General features: G+C 45.0%; 23 protein-coding genes. 12 read left to right on the forward strand and 11 right to left on the reverse strand.

All coding sequences use genetic code 11. The features are described from left to right. The first annotated feature begins 35 nt into the window (after positions 1-35). Both ONE56_RS05530 and ONE56_RS05535 read left to right on the forward strand, forming a co-directional pair. Positions 36-941: a manganese-dependent inorganic pyrophosphatase gene (locus ONE56_RS05530; RefSeq protein WP_041156582.1), complete on the forward strand. Its 906-nt coding sequence runs from the start codon at positions 36-38 to the stop codon at positions 939-941. A gap of 73 nt (positions 942-1014) precedes the next feature. After that, positions 1015-1404 (forward strand): DUF2750 domain-containing protein, encoded by a 390-nt coding sequence (locus ONE56_RS05535; protein WP_423840369.1) that lies wholly within the window; start codon positions 1015-1017, stop codon positions 1402-1404. A 106-nt stretch (positions 1405-1510) separates the two neighbouring features. Here ONE56_RS05535 and ONE56_RS05540 read toward each other — a convergent pair whose 3' ends face one another. The 6 genes from ONE56_RS05540 to pspF form a co-directional block, all read right to left on the reverse strand. Continuing rightward, positions 1511-2293, reverse strand: a complete 783-nt coding sequence (locus tag ONE56_RS05540; RefSeq protein ID WP_331438204.1) for an ATP-binding cassette domain-containing protein — start codon at positions 2291-2293, stop codon at positions 1511-1513. Next, positions 2290-3285 (reverse strand): oligopeptide/dipeptide ABC transporter ATP-binding protein, encoded by a 996-nt coding sequence (locus ONE56_RS05545; protein WP_041156579.1) that lies wholly within the window; start codon positions 3283-3285, stop codon positions 2290-2292. The genes ONE56_RS05540 and ONE56_RS05545 overlap by 4 nt, the downstream gene beginning before the upstream one ends. Further along, positions 3285-4172, reverse strand: coding sequence for a putrescine export ABC transporter permease SapC (gene sapC / locus ONE56_RS05550; protein ID WP_041156578.1), 888 nt, complete (start codon positions 4170-4172; stop codon positions 3285-3287). The genes ONE56_RS05545 and sapC overlap by 1 nt, the downstream gene beginning before the upstream one ends. Beyond that, a complete protein-coding gene (locus ONE56_RS05555; RefSeq protein WP_041156577.1) occupies positions 4159-5121 on the reverse strand; it encodes an ABC transporter permease in 963 nt (320 codons plus the stop codon). The genes sapC and ONE56_RS05555 overlap by 14 nt, the downstream gene beginning before the upstream one ends. Continuing rightward, on the reverse strand, positions 5121-6740 hold the full coding sequence (gene sapA / locus ONE56_RS05560; protein ID WP_331438205.1) for an ABC transporter substrate-binding protein SapA: 1620 nt from the start codon (positions 6738-6740) through the stop codon (positions 5121-5123). The genes ONE56_RS05555 and sapA overlap by 1 nt, the downstream gene beginning before the upstream one ends. Before the next feature lie 148 nt (positions 6741-6888). Beyond that, positions 6889-7890 (reverse strand): phage shock protein operon transcriptional activator, encoded by a 1002-nt coding sequence (pspF, locus tag ONE56_RS05565; protein ID WP_423840370.1) that lies wholly within the window; start codon positions 7888-7890, stop codon positions 6889-6891. A 233-nt stretch (positions 7891-8123) separates the two neighbouring features. Here pspF and pspA point away from each other — a divergent pair, with 233 nt between their 5' ends. From pspA to ONE56_RS05600, 7 genes are all read left to right on the forward strand, one after another. After that, on the forward strand, positions 8124-8795 hold the full coding sequence (pspA, locus tag ONE56_RS05570) for a phage shock protein PspA (RefSeq protein ID WP_423840371.1): 672 nt from the start codon (positions 8124-8126) through the stop codon (positions 8793-8795). Positions 8796-8809: 14 nt separating this feature from the next. After that, positions 8810-9043: an envelope stress response membrane protein PspB gene (gene pspB, locus ONE56_RS05575; RefSeq protein ID WP_041156574.1), complete on the forward strand. Its 234-nt coding sequence runs from the start codon at positions 8810-8812 to the stop codon at positions 9041-9043. Then, positions 9036-9425, forward strand: a complete 390-nt coding sequence (pspC, locus tag ONE56_RS05580) for an envelope stress response membrane protein PspC (RefSeq protein ID WP_331438207.1) — start codon at positions 9036-9038, stop codon at positions 9423-9425. The genes pspB and pspC overlap by 8 nt, the downstream gene beginning before the upstream one ends. 199 nt (positions 9426-9624) lie before the next feature. Further along, on the forward strand, positions 9625-10656 hold the full coding sequence (locus tag ONE56_RS05585; protein WP_423840372.1) for an efflux RND transporter periplasmic adaptor subunit: 1032 nt from the start codon (positions 9625-9627) through the stop codon (positions 10654-10656). 1 nt (position 10657) lies between these two features. Beyond that, entirely contained in the window at positions 10658-11743 is a 1086-nt protein-coding gene (locus tag ONE56_RS05590) for an efflux RND transporter periplasmic adaptor subunit (protein ID WP_423840373.1), read from the forward strand. Next, the gene (gene vmeI, locus ONE56_RS05595; RefSeq protein WP_423840374.1) at positions 11740-14841 is read left to right on the forward strand and encodes an efflux RND transporter permease subunit VmeI; all 3102 of its coding nucleotides are present in this window, start codon (positions 11740-11742) and stop codon (positions 14839-14841) included. Before ONE56_RS05590 ends, vmeI begins: the two co-directional genes overlap by 4 nt. Positions 14842-14957: 116 nt before the next feature. Further along, complete coding sequence (locus ONE56_RS05600) at positions 14958-15524, forward strand: DNA-3-methyladenine glycosylase I (RefSeq protein ID WP_423840375.1); 567 nt, start codon at positions 14958-14960, stop codon at positions 15522-15524. Between the two features lie 43 nt (positions 15525-15567). Here ONE56_RS05600 and ONE56_RS05605 read toward each other — a convergent pair whose 3' ends face one another. Together ONE56_RS05605 and cls are read right to left on the reverse strand one after the other, a co-directional pair. Continuing rightward, positions 15568-16773 carry a cystathionine beta-lyase gene (locus ONE56_RS05605; protein ID WP_423840376.1) on the reverse strand — a complete coding sequence of 402 codons (1206 nt, stop codon included), beginning with the start codon at positions 16771-16773 and terminating at the stop codon, positions 15568-15570. Positions 16774-17186: 413 nt separating this feature from the next. Beyond that, positions 17187-18641 (reverse strand): cardiolipin synthase, encoded by a 1455-nt coding sequence (gene cls, locus ONE56_RS05610; protein WP_041156567.1) that lies wholly within the window; start codon positions 18639-18641, stop codon positions 17187-17189. 394 nt (positions 18642-19035) lie between these two features. On the opposite strand from cls, the gene ONE56_RS05615 reads away from it, so the two are divergent. From ONE56_RS05615 to ONE56_RS05625, 3 genes are all read left to right on the forward strand, one after another. Then, on the forward strand, positions 19036-20466 hold the full coding sequence (locus tag ONE56_RS05615; protein ID WP_423840377.1) for a sodium-dependent transporter: 1431 nt from the start codon (positions 19036-19038) through the stop codon (positions 20464-20466). Between the two features lie 79 nt (positions 20467-20545). After that, entirely contained in the window at positions 20546-21238 is a 693-nt protein-coding gene (locus ONE56_RS05620) for a TIGR01621 family pseudouridine synthase (protein ID WP_041156565.1), read from the forward strand. A gap of 23 nt (positions 21239-21261) precedes the next feature. Continuing rightward, positions 21262-22194: a class I SAM-dependent methyltransferase gene (locus tag ONE56_RS05625; RefSeq protein WP_423840378.1), complete on the forward strand. Its 933-nt coding sequence runs from the start codon at positions 21262-21264 to the stop codon at positions 22192-22194. Between the two features lie 93 nt (positions 22195-22287). On the opposite strand, the gene ONE56_RS05630 is transcribed toward ONE56_RS05625, so the two are convergent. From ONE56_RS05630 to norR, 3 genes are all read right to left on the reverse strand, one after another. Then, on the reverse strand, positions 22288-23346 hold the full coding sequence (locus ONE56_RS05630; protein ID WP_041156563.1) for a hybrid-cluster NAD(P)-dependent oxidoreductase: 1059 nt from the start codon (positions 23344-23346) through the stop codon (positions 22288-22290). A 79-nt stretch (positions 23347-23425) separates the two neighbouring features. Beyond that, positions 23426-25087 carry a hydroxylamine reductase gene (hcp, locus tag ONE56_RS05635; protein WP_423840379.1) on the reverse strand — a complete coding sequence of 554 codons (1662 nt, stop codon included), beginning with the start codon at positions 25085-25087 and terminating at the stop codon, positions 23426-23428. A 172-nt stretch (positions 25088-25259) separates the two neighbouring features. Continuing rightward, entirely contained in the window at positions 25260-26789 is a 1530-nt protein-coding gene (gene norR, locus ONE56_RS05640) for a nitric oxide reductase transcriptional regulator NorR (RefSeq protein WP_041156561.1), read from the reverse strand. Positions 26790-26805 lie beyond the last annotated feature (16 nt).

The following is a 26805-nucleotide window of genomic DNA, read 5'->3' on the forward strand; positions in this document are numbered from 1 at the left end:
GGCAGCGTATAAAATTGACTTGGATAGGAAGAGACATGATTCTAGTTGTAGGTCATAAGAACCCAGACAGTGACAGTATTTGTAGTGCACTCGTTGCAACTGAACTTCTTAAAGCGCGTGGCGTTGAAGCGATGCCAATTCGTCAGGGCGAAATTAACCGTGAAACTCAGCACATCTTAGAAGTGGCGGGTGCAGAAGTGCCGGAATTACGCACCTCAGTCGCAGGTGAAACCGTTTGGTTGGTTGATTACTCAGATCTAGCGCAAGCACCTGATGACATCGCTGAAGCAGAAGTCGCGGGTATTGTTGACCACCACCGTTTAGGTGATGTGATGACAGTAAACCCAATGGAAGCATGGATTTGGCCAGTGGGTTGTACGAACACGGTTCTATTCAACATGTTCCAGATTGAAGGTCATGCGATCACTCCACAAATCGCTAAGCTAATGATGTCTGCAATTCTATCTGACACAGTAGGTTTTGCTTCTCCAACTTGTACACAAAAAGACAAAGATGCCGTAGCTGAGCTAGCGGTCATCGCAGACGTACAAGATGTTGACGCATTTACTAAAGATCTTCTGATTGCTAAGACAAACATCGAAGGTCTATCTGCGGCTGAGCTTGTTGAAAAAGACCTTAAAGGTTACCCATTCAACGGTCGTGACGTAGTAGTAGGTCAGGTTGAGCTTGCAACATTAGAGCAAGTTGATGGTATGATCGAAGCACTAGAAGCGGACCTAGAAGCGCGTTGTGCAAACGACTCATTAGCATTTGCGGCTGTAATGTTAACAGACATCACGACGGCACAAACTCGTCTGCTTTACAAAGGTGAGTGGGCAGAGAAGCTTGTTAAGCACGAGAAAGACGGCATGCTCATGATGGAAAACACGCTAAGCCGTAAGAAGCAAGGTTGGCCTTGGCTTCAAGCTGAATTAGCGTAATTTTACTATTGCCATATACTTTTAATGCCCGCTTAATTGCGGGCATTTTTCTATGCTTAGACAGGAGGCAAACATGTCCGAGGCACTAACCCAACAGCAGATGGATACGATCAATCGTTACAATGAAGAACAACGATTAAAATACTGTATAAAAGAGATCGTGACGAATCGAAAAGTTTGGATCCTAAAAGATGAACATGGTTGCGTCATGTTGAATACTGAAGAAGACGATTGTGTTCCGGTGTGGCCAAATCAAGAATTTGCACAGCAATGGGCGACAGGAGAGTGGGAGCAGTGCGAGCCTGAAGCCATTTCTCTTAATAAGTGGCACAGTCGCTGGACTGTGGGATTAGAAGACGATGAGTTGTCTGTTGTTGTATTTCCAAATCAAAATGAGGAAGGCGTTGTTCTGTTTCCGGATGAGTTTGACTTTGAACTGCGCAAAAGTGCAGGGCGTAGGTAATACCAGTCGTAGTAAATAACGGGTCATTATAGCTGGTTAAAATGTTCGATAACTTTTTGATTTAAATTAATAAGCCTGCAATGCAATCTTGCAGGCTTTTTTGGTATCAGTGGTTTGGCGCTTTATAGAAGTGACTTTCAACTAAACGCTGAGTAATGATGTGCTGTGGATTAGTTAACACTTGGTTTGTTTCGCCAAACTCGACAACGTCTCCTTCATGCATCACCATGACTTTATCAGTAATGTGCTTCACGACACCAATGTGCTGAGATACATAAACAAACGAAAGTCCCATCTCTTCCTGGAGTTCCAAGAAAAGGTTCAAGATCTGAGAACGCATTGCCATATCTAGTCCGCTTAGTGCTTCATCTGCCACAATGATAGAAGGCTGTAGGATAAGAGCACGCGCTAAGCAGACCCGCTGTTTCTGGCCAGTCGCAAGCATTTGCGGATAAAAATAGGCATGCTCAGGCAACAAACCAACGCGCAGTAAGGTGTTTTTTACGCGCTGTATACGAGCTTCAGGCGGCATATTGGTATTTCGTCTTAAAGGACCGTCCAAGATTCGGCCAATCTGAATGCGTGGGTTAAGAGAGGTGTTCGGATCTTGGAAAATCATACGAATCAGCTTACAGCGTGTTGCGTAGTCTTTGTGTTCTAGCGGTTCGCCATTGACACGAATTTCGCCTGAACTTGGTTTAACCACACCAGCAAGCATACGAGCTAGTGTCGATTTGCCAGACCCATTTTGACCAATAAAACCAATGGTTTGCCCTGGTTCCAAGGTAAAGCTTACGGGCTTTACTGCTTGGTTTACTTGACGTCTAAACAGTTTTGAGCGCGTGACGAACTGCTTTGACAAGTTATCAACTTCAAGTAACGCACTCATGACTTCTTCTCCATATTAAGTGGAAAGTGGCAGTTAAACTTATGGTTCTTAATTCGCCGTGTCGGTGGTATTTCTACACATTGTCTTTGCGCATACGGACATCTTGGTCCTAAACGACAGCCGATAGGCAAGTGTTGCAATGGAGGGATGGAGCCTGGCAAAGATGGCAGTTTCTGTTTGTGGGGCACCCAATCATTAAAATCTGGCATGGCTTTAAGCAGAGCGTCTGTATAAGGATGTTTCGGCGCATTAATGATCTTTTTCGTCATAGCTGACTCAACAGATTGACCGCAATACATTACCGTTATACGACCAGCCCACTGGGTAATAGTGGTTAAATCATGACCGATAAGCAAAATCGTGGTGTTATTGACTTGATTCATTCGGCTCAATAAGCGCAATATCTGCGACTGAGTGATAGGATCGAGATCATTTGTAGGCTCATCTGCAATCAACAGTTTTGGCTTGGTTGCAATGGCCATCGCGATCATGACTTTTTGACATTCACCGTCGGTCAGTTCGTAAGGGTAACTTCCCATCAAACGTTTATGGTCTTTAATGCCTACTTTATGAAGTAGGGCAATTGCTTGTTTTCGACGCCATTTAAAGCGTTGCCACCACTTGCCATCAAAAGAGCGTGATGGAATGGATTCAATAAGTTGTCTGCCCACTTCCTCTGAAGGATCTAAGCAGGTAGACGGCTCTTGGAAAATCATCGCAATATCACGCGCAATAACACGACGCCTTTCTTTTGGCGTTAATTGCAGCAAATCGATATTACCCAACCGCATCCTGTCGGCTGTAATTCGCCAGGTGTCTTTATTCACCCCGACAATGGCTTTAGCTACCAAACTTTTTCCAGAGCCAGACTCGCCTACCAAGCCACGAATTTCGCCTTCGTTTAAGGTTAGGCTCATTCGATCAACCGCTTTAACCATGCCTTGAGGCGTTTCTATTTCAATGGTCAAATGTCGAATATCAAGTAACGGCATTATTCAGTCCCCGCATTTAGCGCTCGCCGCACACCTTCACCTACTAAGTTTAGAGTCACAACGGTAAACATGATAGTTAAACCTGGTAAGGTCACTGTCCAAGGGGCAATGTAAATCAATTCGACCGAGTCCCCAAGGATTGCGCCCCATTCTGTACTCGGAGCTTGTGCGCCAAGCCCAAGGAAACCCAGTGCGGTAATATCTAAAACGGCAGTTGAGAGGGCGAGGGTAATCTCCGCCGCGATAACTGGCAGGATATTAGGCAGAATGGAATACCACAGTAAGTAGAAGTTCTTCGCACCATCTAAGCGGGCGGCAATAATATAGTCTTTTTCAACTTCGGCATGTACCGCGATATAGACCGAGCGGATAAAGCGTGGTATCAGGGCCAAACATATGGCAAGCATAATATTGAACCCACCAAAGCCAAGAAATGCCACGAAAATGATCGCCAACAAGAGCGACGGAATAGACATGACCGTATCCAGAAGGTGATTCAACGTACTGGATAGCAAACCTTTGGTCATCCCCGCTAGGATCCCAATGAGACAACCAACAAATGTCGCGATAAGCGTAATTATGATGGCGGAGCCAAAAGTCAGTTGTGACCCTATAATCAAGCGAGACAGAATATCGCGGCCGAGGTCGTCTGTACCTAAGAAATAATCCACGGTACCTGCTGGAGACCATGATGGTGGAACCAGCAATTCACCCGATTGCGCTTGTGGGTCGAAAGGGCTGATCCACGCTGCAAAGATGGTGATCAAAAGAATAAAGACAAGGCACCATAAGCCAAACATTGCCAACCCATTGGCACGGTAGCTTCGCCAAAAACGCTCAAATTGCGTTGGAATGTGCTCTTCCTGATAAACGTTATTTGTTAGCATACCATTCCTTTCTAACCAGAGGGTTAATCGTAGCGCCGATCAGATCCGATAAGATATTAGCCGTCAAAACCAGCGTTGCAATGACCATTACACCTGCCTGAATAGATGCATAATCCTGGCTTGCGAGTGCGTCAAGCAACCAACGACCAATACCTGGCCAGTTGAAGATCGATTCTGTAATAATCGCCAAAGTGATCATCGTGGATAACTGCACGCCTACTTTTGGTACGATTGGTGGTATCGCGTTACGCAACACGTGTTGCGTGACGATTTCTCGTGTGGACAGGCCTTTGATTCTTGCCGCACGGATATAGTTTTGGCTCATCACGTCAGAAACGGAAGAACGCATTAAGCCAATAACTTGCGTGGTCGGTGCCAACGCCAACACCATACATGGCAGTACCATATGTTCAATGACACTCTGCAATGCGTGAGCACGATATTCCCCCTTCGCCATGAATGCATCAATGGTAGCGAAACCTGTTATATGGTCGATTTCATACAATAAGTCATACCTTCCTGCTACTGGGAATAGGTGGTATTCGAGTGAAAATACCATAATTAAAAGCAGTGCGACCCAAAAAATAGGCGCAGAATAACCAGACATCGACAAAAACGAGATACCGGTATCGACCCATTTACCTTGTTTCATCCCCGCAATTGTACCAAGAGGAATCCCGATCAACAGCGAAACTAAAAAGGCGAAAAAACACAGTTCTAAGGTGGCTGGGAACACAATTTTTAGTTCGTTATAGATGGCGTTGCCATTTTTACTCACACCAAAATCGAGTTGTGACAGGTTAACTAAGTAACTTTGCCAACCAGACCAGAACCCGACGTTGGCCCAATGAGAATCAGGATCGAGTCGCAGCAATGAAAAGCCGACGATGGTAAGAATCATCAAGGTTATGATAAACAGATTGAATCTACGAATGGTATACCAAAACATCAGTTAACCCTCTCAACGCTATCGAATGGCTGGGCATTAAATGGGCTCAACTTGAAGCCAGTCAACGATTTATTATGAACTCGGAACTGCACACCGTGAGCAAGAGGGATAACGGGGTACTCCTCGTTTAATATATTCTGTACTTGGCGATAAAGGTTCAAACGGTAGCGAATTTCCTGTGTCTCTAAGGCGAGATCCAATAAAAAGTCGAAGTCATCGTTACACCACATCGCCACATTTAAGCCGACACGGTCGGATTCGCACGACAACAGTGGACGGAAAAAGTTATCAGGATCACCTGTATCTCCGATCCAGCCGGTCAGTAAGAGATCTACGTTGTTAATGCTGTCTAAATCCACCCGTTCGAATCGGTCGTCAGTTAATATGGTTAAGTCTATACCGATATCAGCGAAGTTAGCTTGGATAAGCTCCGCGGTTTTACGAGGGCTTGGATTAAACGCACGAGGTTCAAGAGGTACCCACATCGATAATTTTAAACCATCTCCAAAGCCTGCTTCGCGCAGCAAAGCGAGTGCATAGTTGCGATCGTAACGGATTTTAATGCTGTCTTTTTGGTGTGCCCAAGAGGTAGGTGGAAGCAGGGTATAAGCTTGTGACCCCGTACCGTAGTACACCGACTCTAAGATATTTTGACGATTAATAGCAAGGTTAAGCGCTTGGCGTACACGTGGATCACTCAGTGCCGGGTTACCAGTATTAATTGCTATGAATGAAACGTTATTTGCAGGCGTTGCTGTCAGTTCAAGGTTTGACTGATCTTGAATGACGGGAACTTGGCTCGAAATAGGTGACGACAGAACATCACATTCATTCCTAAGCAGTTTTGCCAACGTGCCAGTTCCCCGGTGTGATATATCAAACACCACTTGTTCCATTTTAGCTGGGGTCTTCCAGTAATCAGGGTGACGTTCCAAACGGATTAAATCATTGATTTGATATTCTTTTAGTTGAAATGGGCCTGTGCCTACGGGAAGTTGGTCAATCTGCTCTTTATGGTCTTTTGCCGCGAGTTGTTGCGCGTATTCTGCAGATAACAAAACCGCATGACTGGTTGCGATATTAGACAGGAAGGCAAAATTTGGTTTAGACAGGGTAAACACAACAGTATGGTCGTCTACAGCAACAACATCTTTGAGTAGGCTTTCAAAATCAAGCCCTGCAAACCAGGGATACAAACCACCGCCAACTTGGTGAAAAGGGTGCTCAGGATCAACAATCCGCTTAAAGCTGAATACCACGTCCTCTGCCGTTAGCGGTCTTGTTGGGGTAAACCACTTTGTGGTTTGAAACTCAACACCACGTTTCAGATGGAATGTATACGCAGTACCAGCGTCATTGACAGACCAATCTTCCGCAATACTGGCAACAGGTTTATGTGTTTCTGGATCGAGCGTAAGCAGCGTGTCATAAATTTGAGGACTGAGCGCTTCTGCAGTAATACCACTGTCAATCAGCTGTGGGTTAAAAGTTGTTGGCTTACCTTGTCCGCAAAACACAAAACCTGTTTTTCGAATAGCAGTGTGGTCAATTGGGTCGCCACATGCGGTTAGCAAGCTAATACCAATAAGGCCCAGCGATAATCTTATAAAAGCATTCATAATATGAAATGTTCATTGAGTTTTAGCTTGCGCCGTCATTAATTAAAATGCTGATTACAAGCGAATGTGATCCAGCTAATTTAACACTTTTGTGTACTCGGTCCAAACACAAAATCTTAGATACATAGGGTACTTAGAATTGAGACAGTTAGCTTTGTCCGACCAAACCATACTTTCTCACCATTCCTCGTAATTGATGGTAACTCAGCCCCAGTAAGTCAGCTGCTTGGCGTTGATTAAACTTCGCTTCTTCTAATGCTTGATTGAGCAGGTTGATGTCTTGTTCCTCCTGCCACTGTTTGTAATCCAATGGAAGTGAGATCTGAGTGCTGGCACCCTGAGCAGACTCATCCTGTTTTAGGAGGTGGTCACTTGGCTTAGCCCAACCCGTTTCAAAAGGATTAAAAACAAGTGCCTCAATCGGATTGGCATTGGAGCCATGCTGGTATATTGCTCGTTCTATGACGTTTTTCAGTTCGCGTACATTTCCGGGCCAAGCATACTCTAATAGCGATTGTTGAGCGTCCGCGGAAAAACCAACGAAGTATTCCAATTGCAGCTCTCGGCACATTTTGATGGCGTAATGTTCAGCTAAAGAGAGGACGTCTTCTTGTCGTTCACGAAGCGGGGGGAGCATGATGACATCAAAAGCAAGCCGATCCAGTAAGTCTGCTCTAAACTCACCTTGTTCAGCGAGGTGAGGCAAATCGGCATTGGTTGCACAAACCAAACGGACATCCGCATTCAGCGCCGTGTGTCCGCCAACACGTTCGTACTCGCCATATTCAATAACGCGTAGAAGTTTTTCTTGGACGAGAAGTGGCGCAGTAGCCAGTTCATCGAGAAACAGGGTTCCTCCTTCCGCTCGCTCGAATCGACCTTTGTGTTGACCTCTGGAGCCTGTAAATGCGCCTGACTCGTGACCAAAAAGCTCGGAGTCGATCAATCCTTCACTTAATGTCGCACAGTTTAAGGACAAAAGTGGCTTATCCCAACGTTTTGATAAATAGTGTAATCGTTGTGCAATAAGTTCTTTACCAGTACCACGCTCTCCAATGATCAGCACAGGACGTTCAATCGGAGCGAGCTGTGATACTTTATCCAGTACTGCGAGAAAAGCGGGAGATTCACCAATTAGGTTTTGCTTCATAGGATCCTTCTTACCTGAGCTGCTTTGCCATCATTTTTGAGCACTATTGGTAAATTTCACCAACAGTTGGTAAAAAACATCATAGCATAAAGGTGCATAACAGCAATGAAATACATAAATTATTGAATTTATTAGATATTAAAAGTTGGCACATTATTTGTTTACTCATGTAGGGAGAGACAAGGAAAATCACTACCTTGTCGGATTTTATAGAAGAAAAGAGGAGTTCCGTCATGGGTATTTTTTCTCGTTTTGCAGATATCGTTAACTCAAACATCAGCGCATTGTTGGACAAGGCGGAAGATCCTGAAAAAATGATCCGTCTAATCATTCAAGAGATGGAAGACACGCTTGTCGAAGTACGTACCAACTCAGCGAAGGCGATTGCAGATAAAAAAGAGCTATCACGTAAAGTAGAAGCGTTAGAAGATCAGATTAACGAATGGGGTAACAAAGCCAGCCTTGCATTGGTGAAAGAGCGCGAAGATCTAGCCCGCGCCGCGTTAATCGAGAAGCAAAAGCTGGAGCAGGTCATTAAAGGTTTGCACACTGAACAAACGTTAGTTGAAGAAACCATTAATAAACTGACTGGCGAAATCGGTAAGCTGGAAAACAAAATTGCAGAAACTCGTGCTAAACAGCAAGCGCTAGCCATTCGTAATCAAACCGCCTCAAATCGTCGTGATGTGCAAAAACATCTTAATACCAGTCGCACCAACGAAGCGATGGCGAAGTTCGAACTGTACTCACGCAAAGTAGATGAATTGGAAGCGGAAGCTGATCTATATTCGAGCACTGGGCAATCTAAGTCATTAGAGCAGGAGTTTGCAGAGCTTCAAGCGCAAGATGACATTGAAAAAGAGTTGGCAAAACTGAAAGAACAGATGTCATCTCAAGATAAATAATAAAGGAGCCATTTATGTCGACATTTTTTTTCGTAGGACCATTGATTGTCTTTCTAATCTTTGTCGCTCCACTATGGCTCTTTCTCCACTATCGCAGCAAGCGCAAAACGGATAGTGCTCTGTCGAGCCAAGACTTAGAACGACTTCAGGTGCTATCTGAAAAAGCCGAAGCGATGCAGTCTCGTGTAGATACGTTAGAGCGTATCTTAGATGCGGAGTCACCAACATGGAGACGCAAGTATGAATAATAGAGAGCTGTTTCGAGACCCAATAAACGGTAAGCTTGCTGGCGTCTGCGCTGGCTTTGCCAACTACTTCGGCGTAGAAGTGTGGTTAATTCGGATCATTGTGATCTCGGCTGCATTACTCGGAGGGACTTTTTTGGTCCTGCTCGCTTATGTCGCGTTGGCTTTTATGTTGGAAAAACCACCTGTGACGTATTCCGAAAACATTGAAGCCCAACACGCACACACGTTAAAAAGCAAGCCGTGGCAGAAAGGTCAAAGCCCCGAACAACTTTTGAGTGTGCTTGAACGTGACTTCGATCGCATTGATGGTCGAATTCGTAATATCGAAGCGTATGTCACCTCAGATACGTTTAGCGTGAACCGAGAGTTTAGTAAGTTGTAGGCGGGATATGATTCATTCAACCTAATGATCGTAGTTTATTGCAAAGCAGGTGTTGAACCTGCTTTTTTATTGCGATCTTGACGTCATTTTTTCTATTACAACTTACTAATTATAAAAGAGTCTATTCCCTCCCTTAATGGCAGTTACTTGATAGTTCATCTACTTTAAATAGAGTCCTTATAATTATTGGGTGAATTCAATGAGGAAGCTGTGCGCGGCAGTGGTTGTTGTCATCATTTTGTCTGGTTGTGGGAAAGAGCTGCCCCCCGTCCCTGAACCAGAATCTCGTCCCGCCAAACTATTCACTGTTTCTATTGGCAATGCGAATTTTGAACGCAGCTTTCCTGCGACCACCGACTCCGGAGATAAGGCGGTACTCGCCTTTCGTGTTCCCGGGTTACTTGAGTCAATAGCGGTTCGTGAAGGTCAAATTGTCAATAAAGGTGATGTACTGGCAACACTGAACCCAGATGAATACTCACTTCTAGAGCAACAAGCGAGAGCGAATTTTAGACTCGCGGATGTGCAATATCAAAGATACAAAAAGCTTCGCAAAGACCAAGTTGTTTCTGAACAGGATTTTGATGAAGCAAAAGCCAATCACAACTCTGCGAAAGCGCAGTGGGATCAAGCCAAAGCAAACTTGAGGTATACCCAGCTTGTTGCTCCCTATGATGGCACTATTTCCTATATCCCTGCAGAAAACCATGAATTCGTTGCTGCAAAAGAAGGGGTGATGAACATTCAGACTAACCAAGTGATGAAGGTAATTTTTCAGCTTCCGTCTCACTTACTTAATCGTTATCTCCCCAGTAGGAATGTATCCGCCAAAATGCAATTCGATGCCTTGCCTGAGCAAATGTTTGATTTAATGTTTCAGGAAATCGATACCGAAGCTGATCCTAAAACGGGCAGCTATAAAGTGACCATGGTAATGGAAAGACCCGAAGGATTAGGCATTCTTCCCGGAATGTCGGGTAGTGTGCTTGCAACGTCTAGTAACTCGGATGCTACAACGATTCCGGAGACTGCATTTTTTGAACAAGATGGGCAAACTTACGTTTGGAGGGTCGATGATCAAGGCGAGGTTGTTAAGGCGGCTGTCGAGGTAAGTAAAAACAATCAAATTCTACAGGGCCTTAATAATGGTGACCAAATTGTTATCTCTGGCGTGAATGTCATGGAGCCAGGTACCAAAGTTAGAGCCTGGATTAAGGAAAGGGGGTTGTAGTATGAAAAATGTCATCTTTATAGCCGTCGTTTCTTCATTATTGATGCTTGTAGGCTGCGATAATAAGACAGCAGATAAAGCCATAGATATCCCCCGTGTAAAAGTGATGTCGCTTAAAGGAAATAAGGTTGATGACAATCTGTATTTCCCTGCGGTCGCAAATGCTGCTGACCGTTCTCACCTCAGTTTTAGAGTGGCCGGAGAGGTCAGTAGAGTTTTAGTGAAAGAGGGAGATAAAGTGAAGAAAGGCGATAAGATTGCGACGTTAGATCCGACGGATTACCAACTGGATATAGATAACGCTACCGCTCGCTATTCTGTGATAGACAGCCAATATCGCCGTTCACGCCCTTTGGTTGATAAGGGCTTATTAGCTAAATCTCAATTTGATGAAATCGCTGCTCAACGTCAAATTGCACTGGCTGAACTTAAATTGGCGCAACTGCGGCTCTCTTTTACCACTTTAACCGCGCCTGTTGACGGTATCATTTCAAGAGTCAATATTGATCAATTTGAAAATGTTCAAGTTGGTCAACACATTGTGAACATTCATAGCCTTGAACGCGTGGAAGTTCTGATTCAATTACCCGATCGCCTATATATAAAACAGCCACCAACAGAAGAAAGGCTGACTTCAATACAAGCGTTGGTGCGTGTCCCAAGCGGCAATGTATACACCGCAACCATAAAAGAATTTACCACCGAGCCCGATCCTAGAACTGGTACCTTTACCGTCACACTTTCACTTCCAATGCCAAAAGAGGAATACATCCTCGATGGTATGGCGGTAGAAGTGACGTCCAAGGATGAAAAGGTAGGATTGGATTTAAACGTTGGCATTAACCTTCCAATAGAGGCGATTTTCAATGCAGACGGTGATGAGTTAGATCGTGAGAACAAGTTTGTATGGGTGTTGAATGAAGATAGTACTGTCTCACGAAAGCAGATTCGCACAGGTAAGGTATCCCAGACCTCCATTCAAGTCCTCGATGGTTTGACACTCGATGACAGAGTAATTATCGCAGGGATTTCAAGACTGCGTGATGGAATGAAAGTGGACATTATCGAGCAGGAGAGTGGGTTATGAGTCAGCAAATTAAAGCGCCTCAAAGTGATGATGATGTTACCGGAATCGCTGCGTATTTTATCCGAAACCGTGTGATCAGTTGGATGGTGTCGCTGATTTTTTTGATTGGTGGTGTTTCTGCGTTTTTTGGACTTGGTCGTTTAGAAGATCCCGCCTTTACAATCAAAGATGCCATGGTCGTTACCTCATACCCTGGCGCGACTCCTCAACAAGTCGAAGAAGAGGTCACCTATCCACTTGAAAAAGCAATTCAACAACTAACTTACGTAGACGAAGTTAATTCAATTTCAAGCCGTGGGTTATCGCAAATTACCGTCACGATGAAGAACAATTATGGGCCGGATGATCTACCACAAATCTGGGATGAGCTACGTCGTAAAGTGAATGATTTAAAAGGTTCGTTGCCGCCTGGGGTAAACGAACCTCAGGTAATTGACGATTTTGGCGATGTGTACGGCATTTTGCTAGCGGTGACTGGGGATGGTTACAGTTACAAGGAATTACTCGACTATGTGGATTACCTAAGACGAGAACTCGAGCTGGTGGACGGTGTGAGCAAAGTATCTGTATCCGGCCAACAACAAGAACAGGTTTTTATTGAAATTTCGATGAAAAAGTTAAGTAGCCTCGGTCTTTCGCCCAATACGGTGTTTAGTCTTTTATCTACGCAAAATGCGGTATCTGATGCCGGGGCAATCCGAATTGGTGAGGAGTATATCCGAATTCAACCAACGGGCCAGTTCCAAAGTGTTAAAGAGCTGGGAGATTTACTGCTTACGGAATCTGGGGCACAAGGGCTTATTTTTCTTAAAGATGTGGCAGAAATTAAGCGTGGTTATATCGAAGTACCGACAAATATCGTCAACTTTAATGGCAGTTTGGCATTAAACGTCGGGGTATCGTTCGCCCAAGGAGTCAATGTCGTTGAAGTAGGAAAAGCGTTTGACCGTCGCTTGATGGAGTTGAAATATCAACAACCAGTGGGCGTCGAAATATCAGAAATCTACAGCCAGCCGAAAGAAGTGGATAAGTCAGTTAGCGGGTTTGTCGTCAGTTTGGCACAAGCAGTAGGTATCGTTATCGTCGTTCTTCTGTTCTTTATGGGATTGCGCTCAGGCTTACTTATTGGCTTGATTCTTCTGCTCACGGTTTTAGGCACCTTCATTTTTATGAAGTATCTAGCGATCGACTTACAACGTATCTCATTAGGCGCTTTGGTGATTGCGTTAGGGATGCTGGTGGATAACGCTATTGTTGTCGTTGAGGGGATTTTGATTGGTACCCAAAAAGGACGAACTCGGCTGCAAGCAGCAACGGATATTGTCACGCAGACGAAGTGGCCGTTACTTGGAGCAACCGTTATCGCCGTAACCGCATTCGCGCCAATAGGGTTATCACAAGACTCGACCGGTGAGTACTGTGGTACTTTATTTACCGTATTGCTTGTGTCACTGATGCTGAGTTGGTTTACGGCAATATCGCTCACGCCATTTTTTGCAGATATCTTCTTTAAAGGACAAAAACTTCAGCAGCAAGAAGGCGAGGAGAGTGACCCGTATAATGGCATTGTCTTTGTCGTTTATAAGAAGTTTCTTGAATTATGTATGCGTAGAGCGTGGTTCACTGTCGTGGTATTGCTTGTTGGCCTCGCAGCAAGCGTTTATGGGTTCTCCTTCGTTAAACAGTCTTTCTTTCCATCTTCGACCACTCCGATGTTCTTAGTGGATATTTGGCTACCTGAAGGTACAGACATTCGTGCAACCAATGACAAACTAAATGCCCTGGAAAAGTGGTTATCTGAACAGGAGCACGTAGAACACATTACCACGACGGCAGGCAAAGGCTTACAACGCTTTATGCTGACTTACGCTCCGGAAAAGAGTTACGCAGCGTACGGGGAAATCACTACTCGCATGGACAATTTCGAAGCACTCGATCCGTTGATGGAAAAGTTTCGTGAACATCTAAAAGCGAATTACCCAGAAATTAACTATAAGCTCAAGCAGATTGAATTGGGACCGGGCGGCGGTGCGAAAATTGAAGCCCGCCTTATTGGCTCGGATCCTACAGTGTTGCGTGGTCTCGCCGCACAAGTCATGGATATTATGTACGCGGATCCTGCTGCAACAAACATTCGTCATGATTGGCGCGAACGTACTCAGGTGCTTGAACCACAGTTTAACGAGAGTCAAGCGCGTCGCTATGGTATTACAAAATCGGATGTGGATGATTTTCTCTCAATGTCTTTCTCGGGCAGGACGATTGGTATTTATCGCGATGGTACAACCTTGATGCCAATCGTGGCACGTCTACCTGAAGATGAGCGCATTGATATTCGGAATATCGAAGGGATGAAAATTTGGAGTCCCGCGAAAAGTGAATTCATCCCGCTTCAGCAAGTTACTATGGGTTATGACATGCGCTGGGAAGACCCAATCATCGTACGTAAAAACCGTAAACGTATTCTGACGGTGATGGCTGACCCTGACATACTTGGAGAAGAAACCGCATCAACGTTGCAAAAACGCTTGCAACCACAAATCGAGGCAATAGAGATGCCCTCGGGTTACGCTATTGAATGGGGTGGGGAGTACGAGTCGTCAGGGGATGCGCAAGCGTCACTGTTTACAACGATGCCAATGGGTTACCTGTTCATGTTCCTCATCACTGTGTTCCTGTTTAACTCAGTGAAAGAGCCATTAATAGTGTGGTTGACTGTTCCTCTGGCTCTGATTGGGGTGACGACAGGTCTGTTGGCTCTGAATACGCCTTTCGGCTTTATGGCATTACTTGGCTTCCTAAGTTTGTCTGGGATGGTTCTGAAAAATGGTATTGTTTTACTTGATCAAATAGAGATCGAAATGAAGTCAGGGAAAGAACCCTATTTTGCTGTGGTTGACGCAGCAGTAAGCCGGGTGCGTCCTGTTTGTATGGCTGCGATTACGACCATTTTGGGCTTAGTCCCACTTCTACCAGATATTTTCTTCAAACCGATGGCAGTGACGATTATGTTTGGTTTGGGTTTTGCTACTATCCTAACTTTGGTAGTGGTTCCGGTGTTGTATCGTCTTTTTCATAAGGTGAGCGTGCCCAAATAGATCGGATAAAGTAATCACCGCATAAAGTAATAAACAGTAATACGGTAGAATAACGTAGGTTCAAACAGTTTTGCGCCTCTCGCTTCGGCGAGAGGCGTCTTATTAAAGGATGAGTTATGACAGAACATATGAGTTGTGCGTGGGCGATGAACCACCCGTTAGAGCGTGAATATCACGATGCAGAGTGGGGCAAACCCGTTTACGATGATAACACCTTGTTTGAGTTCATCACGTTAGAGGGCGCGCAGGCAGGGTTAAGTTGGATAACCATACTCAAAAAGCGCGAAGGTTATCGAGAGGCATTCGAGCACTACGATTTAAACGCTTTGGCGCAGCGAACTGAAGAACGCGCAGAGTACATCGTTGAAAACTTTGATGTGGTCAAACATCGGGGGAAAATTAACTCGGTATTCGGTAACGCAAAAGCTGCGCAACAGTTGATCGAAGAATATGGGAGTTTATCAGACGCTCTATGGCAGTTTGTTGACCATCAACCGATCATTAATCAATGGCAGGATATGAGTGAAGTCCCAGCTTCTATTGAACAATCAAAAGCCATGAGTAAGTTTCTCAAGAAAAAAGGCTTTAAGTTTGTCGGTGAAACCATTTGCTATGCGTTTATGCAAGCGGTTGGTATGGTCGATGATCATATTGTAGGGTGCCCTAAAAAAACAAAGCTGTAACCACTACAAGTGTGATTACAGCTTCAAACTTGTTGTTTAGCTATTAAGCGGAAACTTCTTGTTCGAATATGACCGAGTTATAGCGTGCTAATCCAGTTTCTAGATCGGCAATTAAGTCTTCGACATCTTCTAAACCGATATGAATGCGTACCAGTGTCCCTTCAAAATGAGGGTGTGCAACGGTACGTAAGCTATTAAAACTCTTAGGTTCATTAGCAAGAATTAAGCTCTCGTAGCCGCCCCATGAGTAACCCATACTGAAGTGCTTCATGCCATCGAGTAATGCGGTTGTCGCTTTCGGGTTTGAAGTTTTAAGTACAAACGAAAATAAACCATTACCACCCGTAAAATCACGTTTAAAGAACTCATGACCAGGACAAGACTCAAGGCCCGGGTGACGAACTTCCGCAACTTCTGGACGATCAGCTAGCCAATTGGCGACTTTTAGGCTGCTTTCAGCATGCTGACGTAATCTCACGTCTAAAGTCCGAATCCCGCGCAGCCCAAGGTAAGCATCATCGGGTGATACGCACTGACCCATTAAATAGCTTTGCTCACGCAATTGCGGCCAATACTTCTCCGAAGCTACCGCGGTACCCAGCATGACGTCGGAGTGACCCACGATGTATTTGGTTGCGGCTTGAATGGAAATGTCCACGCCATGATCAAACGGAGAAAAGTTCACACCCGCTCCCCACGTGTTATCCAACATGACGATGATATCGTGCTCATGGGCAATACGAGCCAGTGTCGGTACATCTTGTACTTCCATCGTTACTGAACCCGGCGATTCAAGGAACAGCACTTTGGTATTCGGTTGAATAAGATCGCGAATGCCTTCGCCAATCATTGGGTCATAGTAGGTGGTTTCTACGCCCATTTTTTTCATGATGATATTACAGAAGTCACGTGTCGGTTCATAACAAGTGTCGACCATTAGAATATGATCACCACTCTCGACAAAAGACAGAATCGCGTTAGAAATCGCTGCTGTACCACATGGATAAAGTGCACATCCTGCACCCCCTTCAATTTCAACCATCGCATCTTGGAAAGCAAAGTGTGTATTGGTACCACGACGTCCGTAAAACAGTGTTTTATTGGTACGATTTATCGTTGCTTGATTTTTTTCTGCAACAGTATTGAATACGACGGTAGATGCGCGTTGAACGGGTGGGTTTACCACTCCGTTAGTCCACTTTTTATCACGGCCTGCGGTGATGAGCTTGGTTTTCTTACCCTCTGACATAAATGTTCCCTGTCTGAAATAAAACGATTTTCGTTATATAAAACATGGACGATGCATGGTTTGCAAGGGAAAAGTCGTATATCACCGCTTATCCTTAAGCTTAAAACGCATATCGGCGTTTCAGCAGATATGCTTGAGAGTTCGACAGATGTCTTTGCTACCGGTTTGAGCGTTGTAGACTGGGCGATCGCGACTAAGTGCTCAGCCCATGCTGCAAAGAGCAGTATGGGCTGAAAGAGCTAGAATATTTGGTTATCTGTTAGCGCTATTACTCATATACCATTACTGATATACGTTAGCCACTTAACTCAAATGATGTTGATTGGGGAGGAAGGAAAGTTAACTTCAAATCGGTACTGCGTCTGTAAACCCACACCAAGTTATTGCCCCCGAGAGTCAGCTGGGGGCACATGTTAAAGCAGTGGATTAAAGAGATAGAACACGCGTTCGAGAAAACGGGAGTAGAGGCTACGTTTTTCCCAGTCTTCTTGTTTTACTGGGTGAGACTGCTGAATATAGCTGTCTTGCAAGCATGACATTTGTTTGGTGAATTCTTCATCATCCACAGCCAATGTGACTTCGAAATTGAGCCACAAGCTTCGCATGTCCATGTTAACGGTGCCCACTAAACAGAATTGATCATCAATGACGACGGATTTAGTATGCAACAGACCCCCATAAAATTCATAAATTTTGACGCCTGCGGCAAGCAGTTCACCATAAAAGCCTCTAGATGCCCACTGCACCATGAGCGAGTCATTTTTATGCGGAATGATCAGTTCCACATCAATACCGCGTTGGGCCGTCATCTTTAACGTTTCCAATAGTTCTGCATTAGGCACAAAATAGGGGGTTGTAATCCTAACACTTTCATTGGCCTGATAAATAGCGAGAGTCAAAACCTGGTAGATAAGATACTCAGGCATGCCAGGGCCAGATGGAACGACTTGTATTGGATGTTGAGGTTGCGTCGGGTCGAGTTTGGTTTCAGGGAGCCTTGGCATTTGCCTTTCACCAGTTTCTACCTCCCAATCCCAACAATGAATAGCACTGAGAACATTGACGGTTGGCCCAGTAATACGAACCATGATATCTATCCAATGTCCAACCCCGCTGTTTTGTTTGAAGTACGCAGGATCGACCAAGTTCATGGATCCGGTATAGGCGATTTCATCATCAATAACGATGATCTTTCGGTGTTGGCGAAGGTCCAAACGCCGTAAAAAGATACGCCACATATTCACTTCCAACGCTTGCACGACTTCAATGCCCGCATCTTGCATCATTTGATACCATGGGCTTCGGAAAAAGCGCGGACTACCTGCCGAATCGAGTAAAAGTTTAACGTTGACACCACGTTTTGATGCTTGGATGAGTGCCGAAGCCACAGAGTCTGCTAGGCCTCCTGGATGCCAAATGTAGAACACCATCCTGATGCTGGTCTGCGCATTTTGAATGTCTTCAATAATTGAATGCAGTATTTCGTCGGGCGAATTTTGAAGAGCGAGCGTATTACCGCTCAGCGCAGGCAATCCCAATCGGTTATTGCACAGTTCATCAATACGGGAGATATGGCGACCCATGACTTCAGGCATATGCGCGTGGCAGTCATTAAGTTGACTAAACCACTTTTCAAACGGAGAAAACATCTCTTTTGCACGTTCGGCCCGTTTCCTCCCAAGATTTAATTCTCCAAATAAGAAATAACAGGCAACACCGAGTACTGGAAGAATATAAATGATCATTAGCCAAGCTAACGAAACACTCACAGCGCGACGCTTTAGAACAACACGGATGGTCACCCCTGCAACTAAAAGCCAATAAACCACAATACTGGCGAAGGTAAGAAATTGGTAAAACTTGTCCATATACACTCAGATTCATCTGCCCAAGTAGGATATTAGGCATAAAAAGGTCTTGGAGGAAATAGCTTGGTCGAAAGAAATTACAATACAGGGTAAATAAGGGATGAATTTCATAACAGGCAATTCTGTTACATAGATCTAAAAATGAAGTTCAATTTACATTGTGTGAACAAAAAAACAGCATTTAACGTGTGGAATGCTGGCTTTGTGCGGCAAATATACTTTTTGGGGCTTCCAATTTTAATGTGGAACTGGTGTACTGCCTATGCATAGTGCGTCAAATACAAATCCTATAAGTGTACAACTAAATGTACACAAACCTTTTCGACGCTTATCTCTATGTAAAAATAATAAACTAAATGCATACACAACAAACTACATTTTGGAGAAAAAGAGCGTGGCGACATCAAGTACAGCAGCATCACGTGATACGTGGGGGTCTAAATTAGGCTTCGTCATGGCAGCAGCGGGTTCCGCTGTTGGTTTAGGTAACATATGGAAATTCCCTTACACAGCGGGGGAAAGTGGTGGTGGCGCATTTGTTGCTATCTACCTAATATTCGTCATTTTTATCGGCTTCAGCGTCATGCTTACAGAGTTTGCCGTTGGGCGTAAAACTGGTCTTTCAGCCGTTGGTGCATTTAAATCTACCGATCGTCGTTGGACTTTTACCGGTGTGATGGGCGTATTGAGTGGTCTATTGATTATGGGCTTTTATCCTGTCGTAGGCGGTTGGGCGCTGGCTTATATCTTTAAAGTTGGCGGCGGTCTTCTGAGCACGCCTGAGACGATCGGAGATAGCTTTGGTAACTTTATCTCTGATCCATTCCAGCCTCTTATTTGGATGGGATTTTATTTATTGATGAATATGATCATTGTCATGAAGGGGATTTCGGGCGGTATCGAAAAAGCTGGCAAAATACTTATGCCGTTATTGTTCCTCATTCTGATCGTGGTCTCTGTTAAAGGTTTGATGTTGCCAGGAGCCATGGCAGGTCTCGAGTTCCTATTCACACCTGATTTTTCTCAGGTGGATAGCAGTGTTGTCCTCGCTGCGCTCGGACAGGCTTTCTTCTCATTGAGTCTAGGTATGGGCTGTATGATCACCTATGGATCTTACCTGAAGAAGAAAGAAAACATTATTCAAACAACAGGCATGATCACGGCGATGGATACGGGTGTCGCCATTCTGGCTGGTATCGCTATGTTCCCTGCAATGTTTGCTTTTGGTATGGAACCTGCTGCTGGACCGGGTCTAGTATTTGTGGTCGTACCACAATTGTTTGCTGAAATGGGCGGTATGATTGGTTTCTTGCTTGCTCTGATGTTCTTCGTTGGTTTAACAGCTGCGGCATTAACGTCTTCGGTTTCTTTGCTTGAAGTTGTGGTGTCGTACCTGATTGATGAAAAGGGCATGAAGCGCTCAACAGCGGTTTTGTCTGCTAGTGCCGTTATGGTCACACTGTGTGTGTTCGCATCTCTGTCATTGGGCGGCATGGGACCAACGCTATTTGGTACAGGTGCATTTGACATCTTCGACCTGCTAACAGATAAAATCTTCATGGCTGTAGGTGGTATGCTGTTGTGTATCTTTGCAGGTTGGCGTTTAAGCCGTGCAGATTTGGAAAAAGAAGTGACCAATGGTGGCAAAGTGTCTTTTCCATTGTTTGGTTTATGGTACAACTTGGTTAAGTTCGTCATTCCTGTTGCGATTGCGATTGTTGCTTTCATGGGTATCAAATCCGGTTTTGAAAGTGGAAAAGGCGAGATAATGGTGCTCGGCATTGTGATTATCGGACTGGCGGGAATCTTCTCTAAAAAGCTATAGATGAAGTTAAGACAAGGCTAGATGGCTTTGTCACTCAACTTCTGTATACTTCTGGCTCCAAACGTGGAGCCAGATTTTTATGTTCGATATCCTACATACCCATCCCGATTTTCTGATCATCAACAAGCATCCTAATGTCTCTGTACATAAAGATGATGGTGACACCATGCTGCTGCAACAAGTGGCGCAGATAAGTGGTGACGATCAACTCTATCTGATACACCGACTGGACAAAATGACATCGGGTATTTTGCTCCTCGGACGCAATGCCAAAGCCGCTAGTGCGTTATCGCAGTCTTTTGCCGAGCGCCAAGTGGAAAAATTCTATCTTGCGATTGGGTCAAAAAAACCAAAGAAGAAACAGGGCTGGGTGATAGGAGATATGGAGCGTTCTCGCCGTTCATCATGGAAGCTGATAAACAGTAAACACAATCCGGCGGTCACACAGTTTTTCTCCCTTGCCGCTGATCCGGGAGAGCGTCTATTTTTATGTAAACCTCATACGGGTAAAACGCACCAAATCCGCGTGGCATTAAAGTCAGTGGGGTCCGGTATTGTTGGCGATCCCATTTACAACGCAGGCAGTGAAGCTGATCGCGGTTATTTGCATGCATTTTCACTCAGCTTTCACTATCAAGATGAGTTATACCGTTTTGTCTGCGATCCACGAGAATTCGCAGTGCTTGGTAGTAAATGGCATTCTGACATAGTCGCACAGGGTATAGAGTCTTGGTTAAGCCCTTGGGAACTAAATTGGCCTACGATCAAATAACAGAACATCAATAAGAGAATTCGATGCAAGTATCACAACTTCCGCTGTTTTTTCAGCACTTAGAGGCCGAGCTTACGCAAGCTCCGAATGAAATTCGTCGGTTGTTTCACGGTCGTGGCCGTCGTTTTGAAGGTCTAGAGCAAATCACTTGTGATTGGTTACAAGGACAGTTGATCATCAATGTGTTTAAACAGGTCGACGATACGTTTCTCGCCGAGCTGAAAAGCGGCCTCAATACGTTGGCACAATCACAACTGTGGGCAGATAAGCAAGGTCGCACGATGGTTCTTCAGCATCGTTATGCCGATGGTGCCCCTTCAGAAGTCCTAGTTGGTGAGTTAGATGCTCGCCCAGTGGTTGAAGAGAGTGGCTTGCAGTATCAATTGGATATCGGTCGTAATCAAAACTTCGGTCTGTTTTTAGACATGCGCTATGGCCGTGATTGGGTGCGTGAAAATGCTAAACATAAAAATGTTCTCAACTTGTTTGCCTATACTTGTGGCTTTTCGGTCGCCGCGATTGCGGGTGGCGCAGATAAGGTCGTCAACGTTGATATGGCAAAATCATCTCTGTCAAAAGGGCGTGAAAACCACAAACTGAATGGACACAATACCAACCAAGTCAGCTTCCTAGGGCATGATATTTTCAAAAGCTGGGGCAAGATAAAAAAGTCTGGCCCGTACGATTTAATCATCATCGATCCGCCATCATTTCAAAAAGGCAGCTTTGCGCTGACCAAAGATTACAAAAAGATTTTGCGTCGATTGCCGGACTTATTAGCAGAAGGTGGCCAAGTCATGGCCTGTGTGAACTCACCATCCGTGACTAGCGAGTTCTTGATCGAAAGTATGAAAGAAGAAGCGCCAGAGCTGAATTTCCGTGAGCGCCTGGACAACCCACCAGAGTTTATGGATGTAGACAGCGAAGCGGCGTTGAAAGTGCTGCTATTTAGCTAAAAGACCTTCTGTCGCGACAGAAGAAAAATCAAACAAAAAGCGTCGTGATACTCTCGAAATAAACGTATCGCGACGCTTTTTTTGTTTGGAGTCTTAACCGATCTGCACTTCAAGATCCGCCTCAATATTGGATGAGCATGCGAGTACGTAACCTTGTTCAATCTCTTCTGCTGTCAATGTTTCTAGGCTGGTAGACGAAACGCTGCCTTTACGAACTTTACATTTACAAGATCCACAAATCCCACTACGACAAGCGACGATAAGTGGTAAACCTGAGTCTTCTAGTACATCGGCTAGTACCTGACCTTTTTGTGCCTCAATGGTTTGGGCAAATTCAGGAACGTAGACACTGACAGTTTCATCGGACACCACCGATGATGGTTGGTTTTCTGCTGGCGTAAAACTCTCTTGGTAGAAGTTTGTCATGTCAAAACTAAGATCACTCAAATAGCCGTGAACATCTTGCATGAACTGGCTTGGGCCGCAAAGGTAAACCGTGCGATGCATGAAGTCAGGCACGAGATGTTTAAGCCAGTCTGCATTCAAACGACCTTGCGGGTGTGACGTTCCTTCACGGTTTTTCAGCAACAGCTTTAAATGGAAGTTGGGGTACACTGCGTCGAACGTTTCTAGCTGATCGTAGTAAATTGTCTCTTCTGGGCTGCGTGCGATATGAAGAAATGCGATGTCCACATCGTTGTCGTTTTCATCTGGATTACTCAGCCAGTGTTTTGCCATCGAAAATACGGGCGTGACGCCGCAGCCTGCGCTGATGAGCAAGGCTTTTGTTTTGTCATCATGTAAAACAGGTGGGTGGTCAATGCAGTTAAATTCGCCCGCTGGTGGCAATGCTTGAACGGTATCACCAAGTAGCAGTGAGTCAACGATGTAGTTAGATACTTTACCGCCTTCTACTCGTTTGATAGTGAGTTGAAGGTGATCGTCTTCATTGATAGAGCTGATTGAATAGGCGCGAAACTCCAGTTTTCCATCAATATCAACCCCCAAGTTTATAAACTGGCCAGGTTTAAATTGAAACAGAAGCGACTCGGTTAATTCGGCCAACTTGATACTGACGGTATCGTGTGTTTCGAAGTACTTGTCGATGCAACGGAGTGTGACGGGTTGGTTACCTTGCCATTCAAAAAACATAACAATCTCTTTAGTTGTGGCTATTTAGTCCGAAATAGAAAGCGCCCCCAGGTAAGGAGGCGCATAACAAGCAAGTTGATTAAGCTGCGAGGATTGCTTTTAGATCATCCTGAACATTACCAATGCTGCGCATATCGAACTTATCTTGAATGATCGCGATTAGGTTAGGTGTTAGGAATGCCGGGGCAGTAGGACCTGTGTAAATGCCTTTCACGCCCAATGCAAATAACGTTAGCAAGATAACGATCGCTTTTTGTTCGAACCAAGAAAGCACAAGCGTGAGTGGCAAGTCATTGATGTCGCAATCAAACTCTTTCGCCAGTGCAAGCGCAAGCTGGATTGCAGAGTAAGCATCGTTACATTGGCCTACGTCCAGTAGGCGAGGGATGCCGTTTATATCGCCGAACGTATTCTTGTTGAAGCGGAACTTACCACACGCCAACGTCAGAATGAGTGTATCTTCTGGCGCTTCAGCCGTGAAGTCGGTGTAGTAGCTACGCTCTGTTTTATCACCATCACAACCTCCGACTAAGAAGAAGTGTTTGATATTGCCTTGCTTCACTTGATCAATAACCGCAGGGGCAGCGTTCATTAGCGCATTACGACCAAAACCAACCGTAATGTGGTGTTCGATTTCATCGTGTTGGAAACCGTCTTGCGCTAGAGCACATTCAATCACTTGGCTGAAGTCATCGCCTTCGATGTGAGCCACACCAGGCCAACCCACAATACTACGGGTGAATAGACGGTCTGCGTATTGACCCACATTTGGGTTCAACAGACAGTTTGACGTCATCACGATAGCACCTGGGAAATTGGCGAATTCTTTCTGTTGATTTTGCCAAGCACTGCCGTAGTTACCGACGAGATGAGGGTACTTCTTCAGTTCTGGATAACCGTGTGCAGGCAGCATTTCACCGTTGGTATAAACGTTGATGCCTTTCCCTTCGGTTTGCTGCAGGATTTTTTCTAAGTCATGGAGATCGTGACCAGAAACCAGAATACACTTACCTTTGACTGGCTTAACGTTAACCGTGGTGGGTTCTGGATGACCGAAGGTTGTGGTTTCACCTTGGTCCAGCATTTCCATGACTTTGTAATTCATCAGACCGATTTGCATTGAGCAATCAAGTAGCTCACCCAAATCTTCTGGGTCTGTCCCCAGCCACGCCATGATTTCGTGGTATTCGGCATAAACATCGTTGTTGGTTTGCTCTAGGACACGAGCGTGCTCCATGTAGGCCGCAGCACCTTTCAAACCATATAGACAAAGTAGACGTAAACCAATTACGTCTTCGTGTACTTGGTCTTTACCACGGTTAACCGCAACTTCAGGGGCAAATGCTAGGATTGCTTCAGCATTGTTTGGCAAATCAAAATTGGCCACGGTAGGAACGTTAGCAACTTCGGTGTTTGCCAACATTGCGGCAGAGAGCACTTGTTCTTTGAGTTGTGATTTGTAGGTTGCTGCTTGAGATGCTAATTCAAGGATACGCTCTGGATCAAAGTTAACGTTAGTCAGTGTCGAGAAAAAGGCGCGGGGTGCCCACTGATTGATTTCATCATTAACGATGTTAAATTCCAGAGCTTTTGATGCCCAAAAAGAAACCCCTTGCAGCGTGTAAACCAACACGTCTTGTAAGTCAGATACTTCAGAAGTTTTGCCACACATGCCTTGTGTAAAAGAGCAACCTTTCACAGCAGGGGTTTGAATTGTCTGTTCACATTGAATACAGAACATATTGGGTTCTCCAGTGATTGTTTTAATAGTCTTGATATGGACCACTAGAGCAGAATGCGTGCCAGTTTTTAAATTATTGATTTTAAATGATTTTATTGATTTTAAATAGGCGATTTGATGTCATTAATACAACCATGTTGATGTCGGAATGACATCATTTTCTTCATGCTGTCTATTTATTGATTCCGAGTTTTTTACCCATTCGATATAGATTACCGCGATCCATCTGTAAAAACTGTGCCGCTTTTGCCCAAATACCGTCGCTTTGGTTTAAAGCGTGCTCAATTAAATCTCGTTGATAGTTTTCGACTAGCTCTCTCATCGGCTGGCTTTCTTTTGGCAGATAGTTTGATGTGTTTTTTACATCAGTGAGGGCGAGCGAGGTGTCAAAATGGCTCGACATAATGGTGCTTACGCCTTGTTGAATGGCATGTAATGCTGCACGAGTTAAGCTGTGTTCCAGTTCTCGAACATTACCGTACCAAGGAGTATTCTCTAACTGATTCAGTACCTTGGGATGTACGTGAAGGTTTGGCGCATTAAATTGTTGGCGTACTTTTTCTAACAAATAACCTGCCAAAACAGGAATGTCACCCTCACGAGCACGTAAGGGGGGCACATGGATTGGGAAAACATTTAAACGGTGGAATAGGTCGGCGCGAAAGGTTCCGGTTTCGACCTCACTTTCTAGTTGTCGATTGGTGGCGGCAATAATACGAACGTTCACCATGAGATGCTGATCGCTTCCCACCCGTTGGAGCTCACCTTGCTGGATAACGCGCAGCAACTTAGCCTGTAAAACTAAAGGCAATTCGCCCACTTCATCTAAAAATATCGTACCGCCATCTGCCATTTCAAATTTACCCGTGCGGTGGCTGTTAGCGCCGGTAAATGCCCCTTTTACATGGCCAAACAGTTCGCTTTCTGCTAACCCTTCCGGTAGTGCAGCGCAGTTAACGTAGATCATGGGTTTATCACTGCGGTGAGATTGCGCATGCACGGAATGGGCGACGAGTTCTTTACCCGTTCCTGTTTCACCTGTAATTAGAACCGCATAGTCTGATTGGGCCACGGTCACAATATTATTTCGCAGTTGGTTGATTTGGGGGCTTAACCCCACCATCTCGCTGTGTTGAGAGCGAGCTTGCTGGATGAGTGTCTGTGTAACGCTTTTTTGCTTTTGATTCTGTGCTTTGAGTGCTTTTAACTGAGCGATGTTACGCAGTGTCGCCGCCGTCAAAGCCGCAAAAGTTTCAATCACAACCGGATCGATATGATCAAATGCGCCGACTGCAAGTGCATCCATGGTCAATGCACCAACGAGTTGGCCTTCAACGTATAGACTGAACCCCATGCAATCATGGACATCAATGCATTGATCTTCTGTCAGTAGGGCGCCGTCAAAGGGATCGGGTAGTGCGCAGTCAGCGTCAAAACGTACGGGGTCTCGGCTTTGAATTATCGCATCCAGCCTTGGGTGAGCTTTGGGAAAGTAGCGACGGCCGAGTACCGAATTCGTTAGCCCCTTTACTGCGACTGGCTTGAGAAAGCCATCTTCATCGAAGATAAACAAGCAGCTGGCATCACAGGGGAAAACTTGTGATACACCATCTATTAGGCTTTGATATTGTTGATCGTGAGAACGATTAGAGCTCAGGTTCAGTGCGATGTTTAACAACACGTGGTCAATAGTGGGTGACATAAGCAGGCCAGAATTA

It is taken from the genome of Vibrio mytili, assembly GCF_049563345.1.
GTDB lineage: Bacteria > Pseudomonadota > Gammaproteobacteria > Enterobacterales > Vibrionaceae > Vibrio > Vibrio mytili.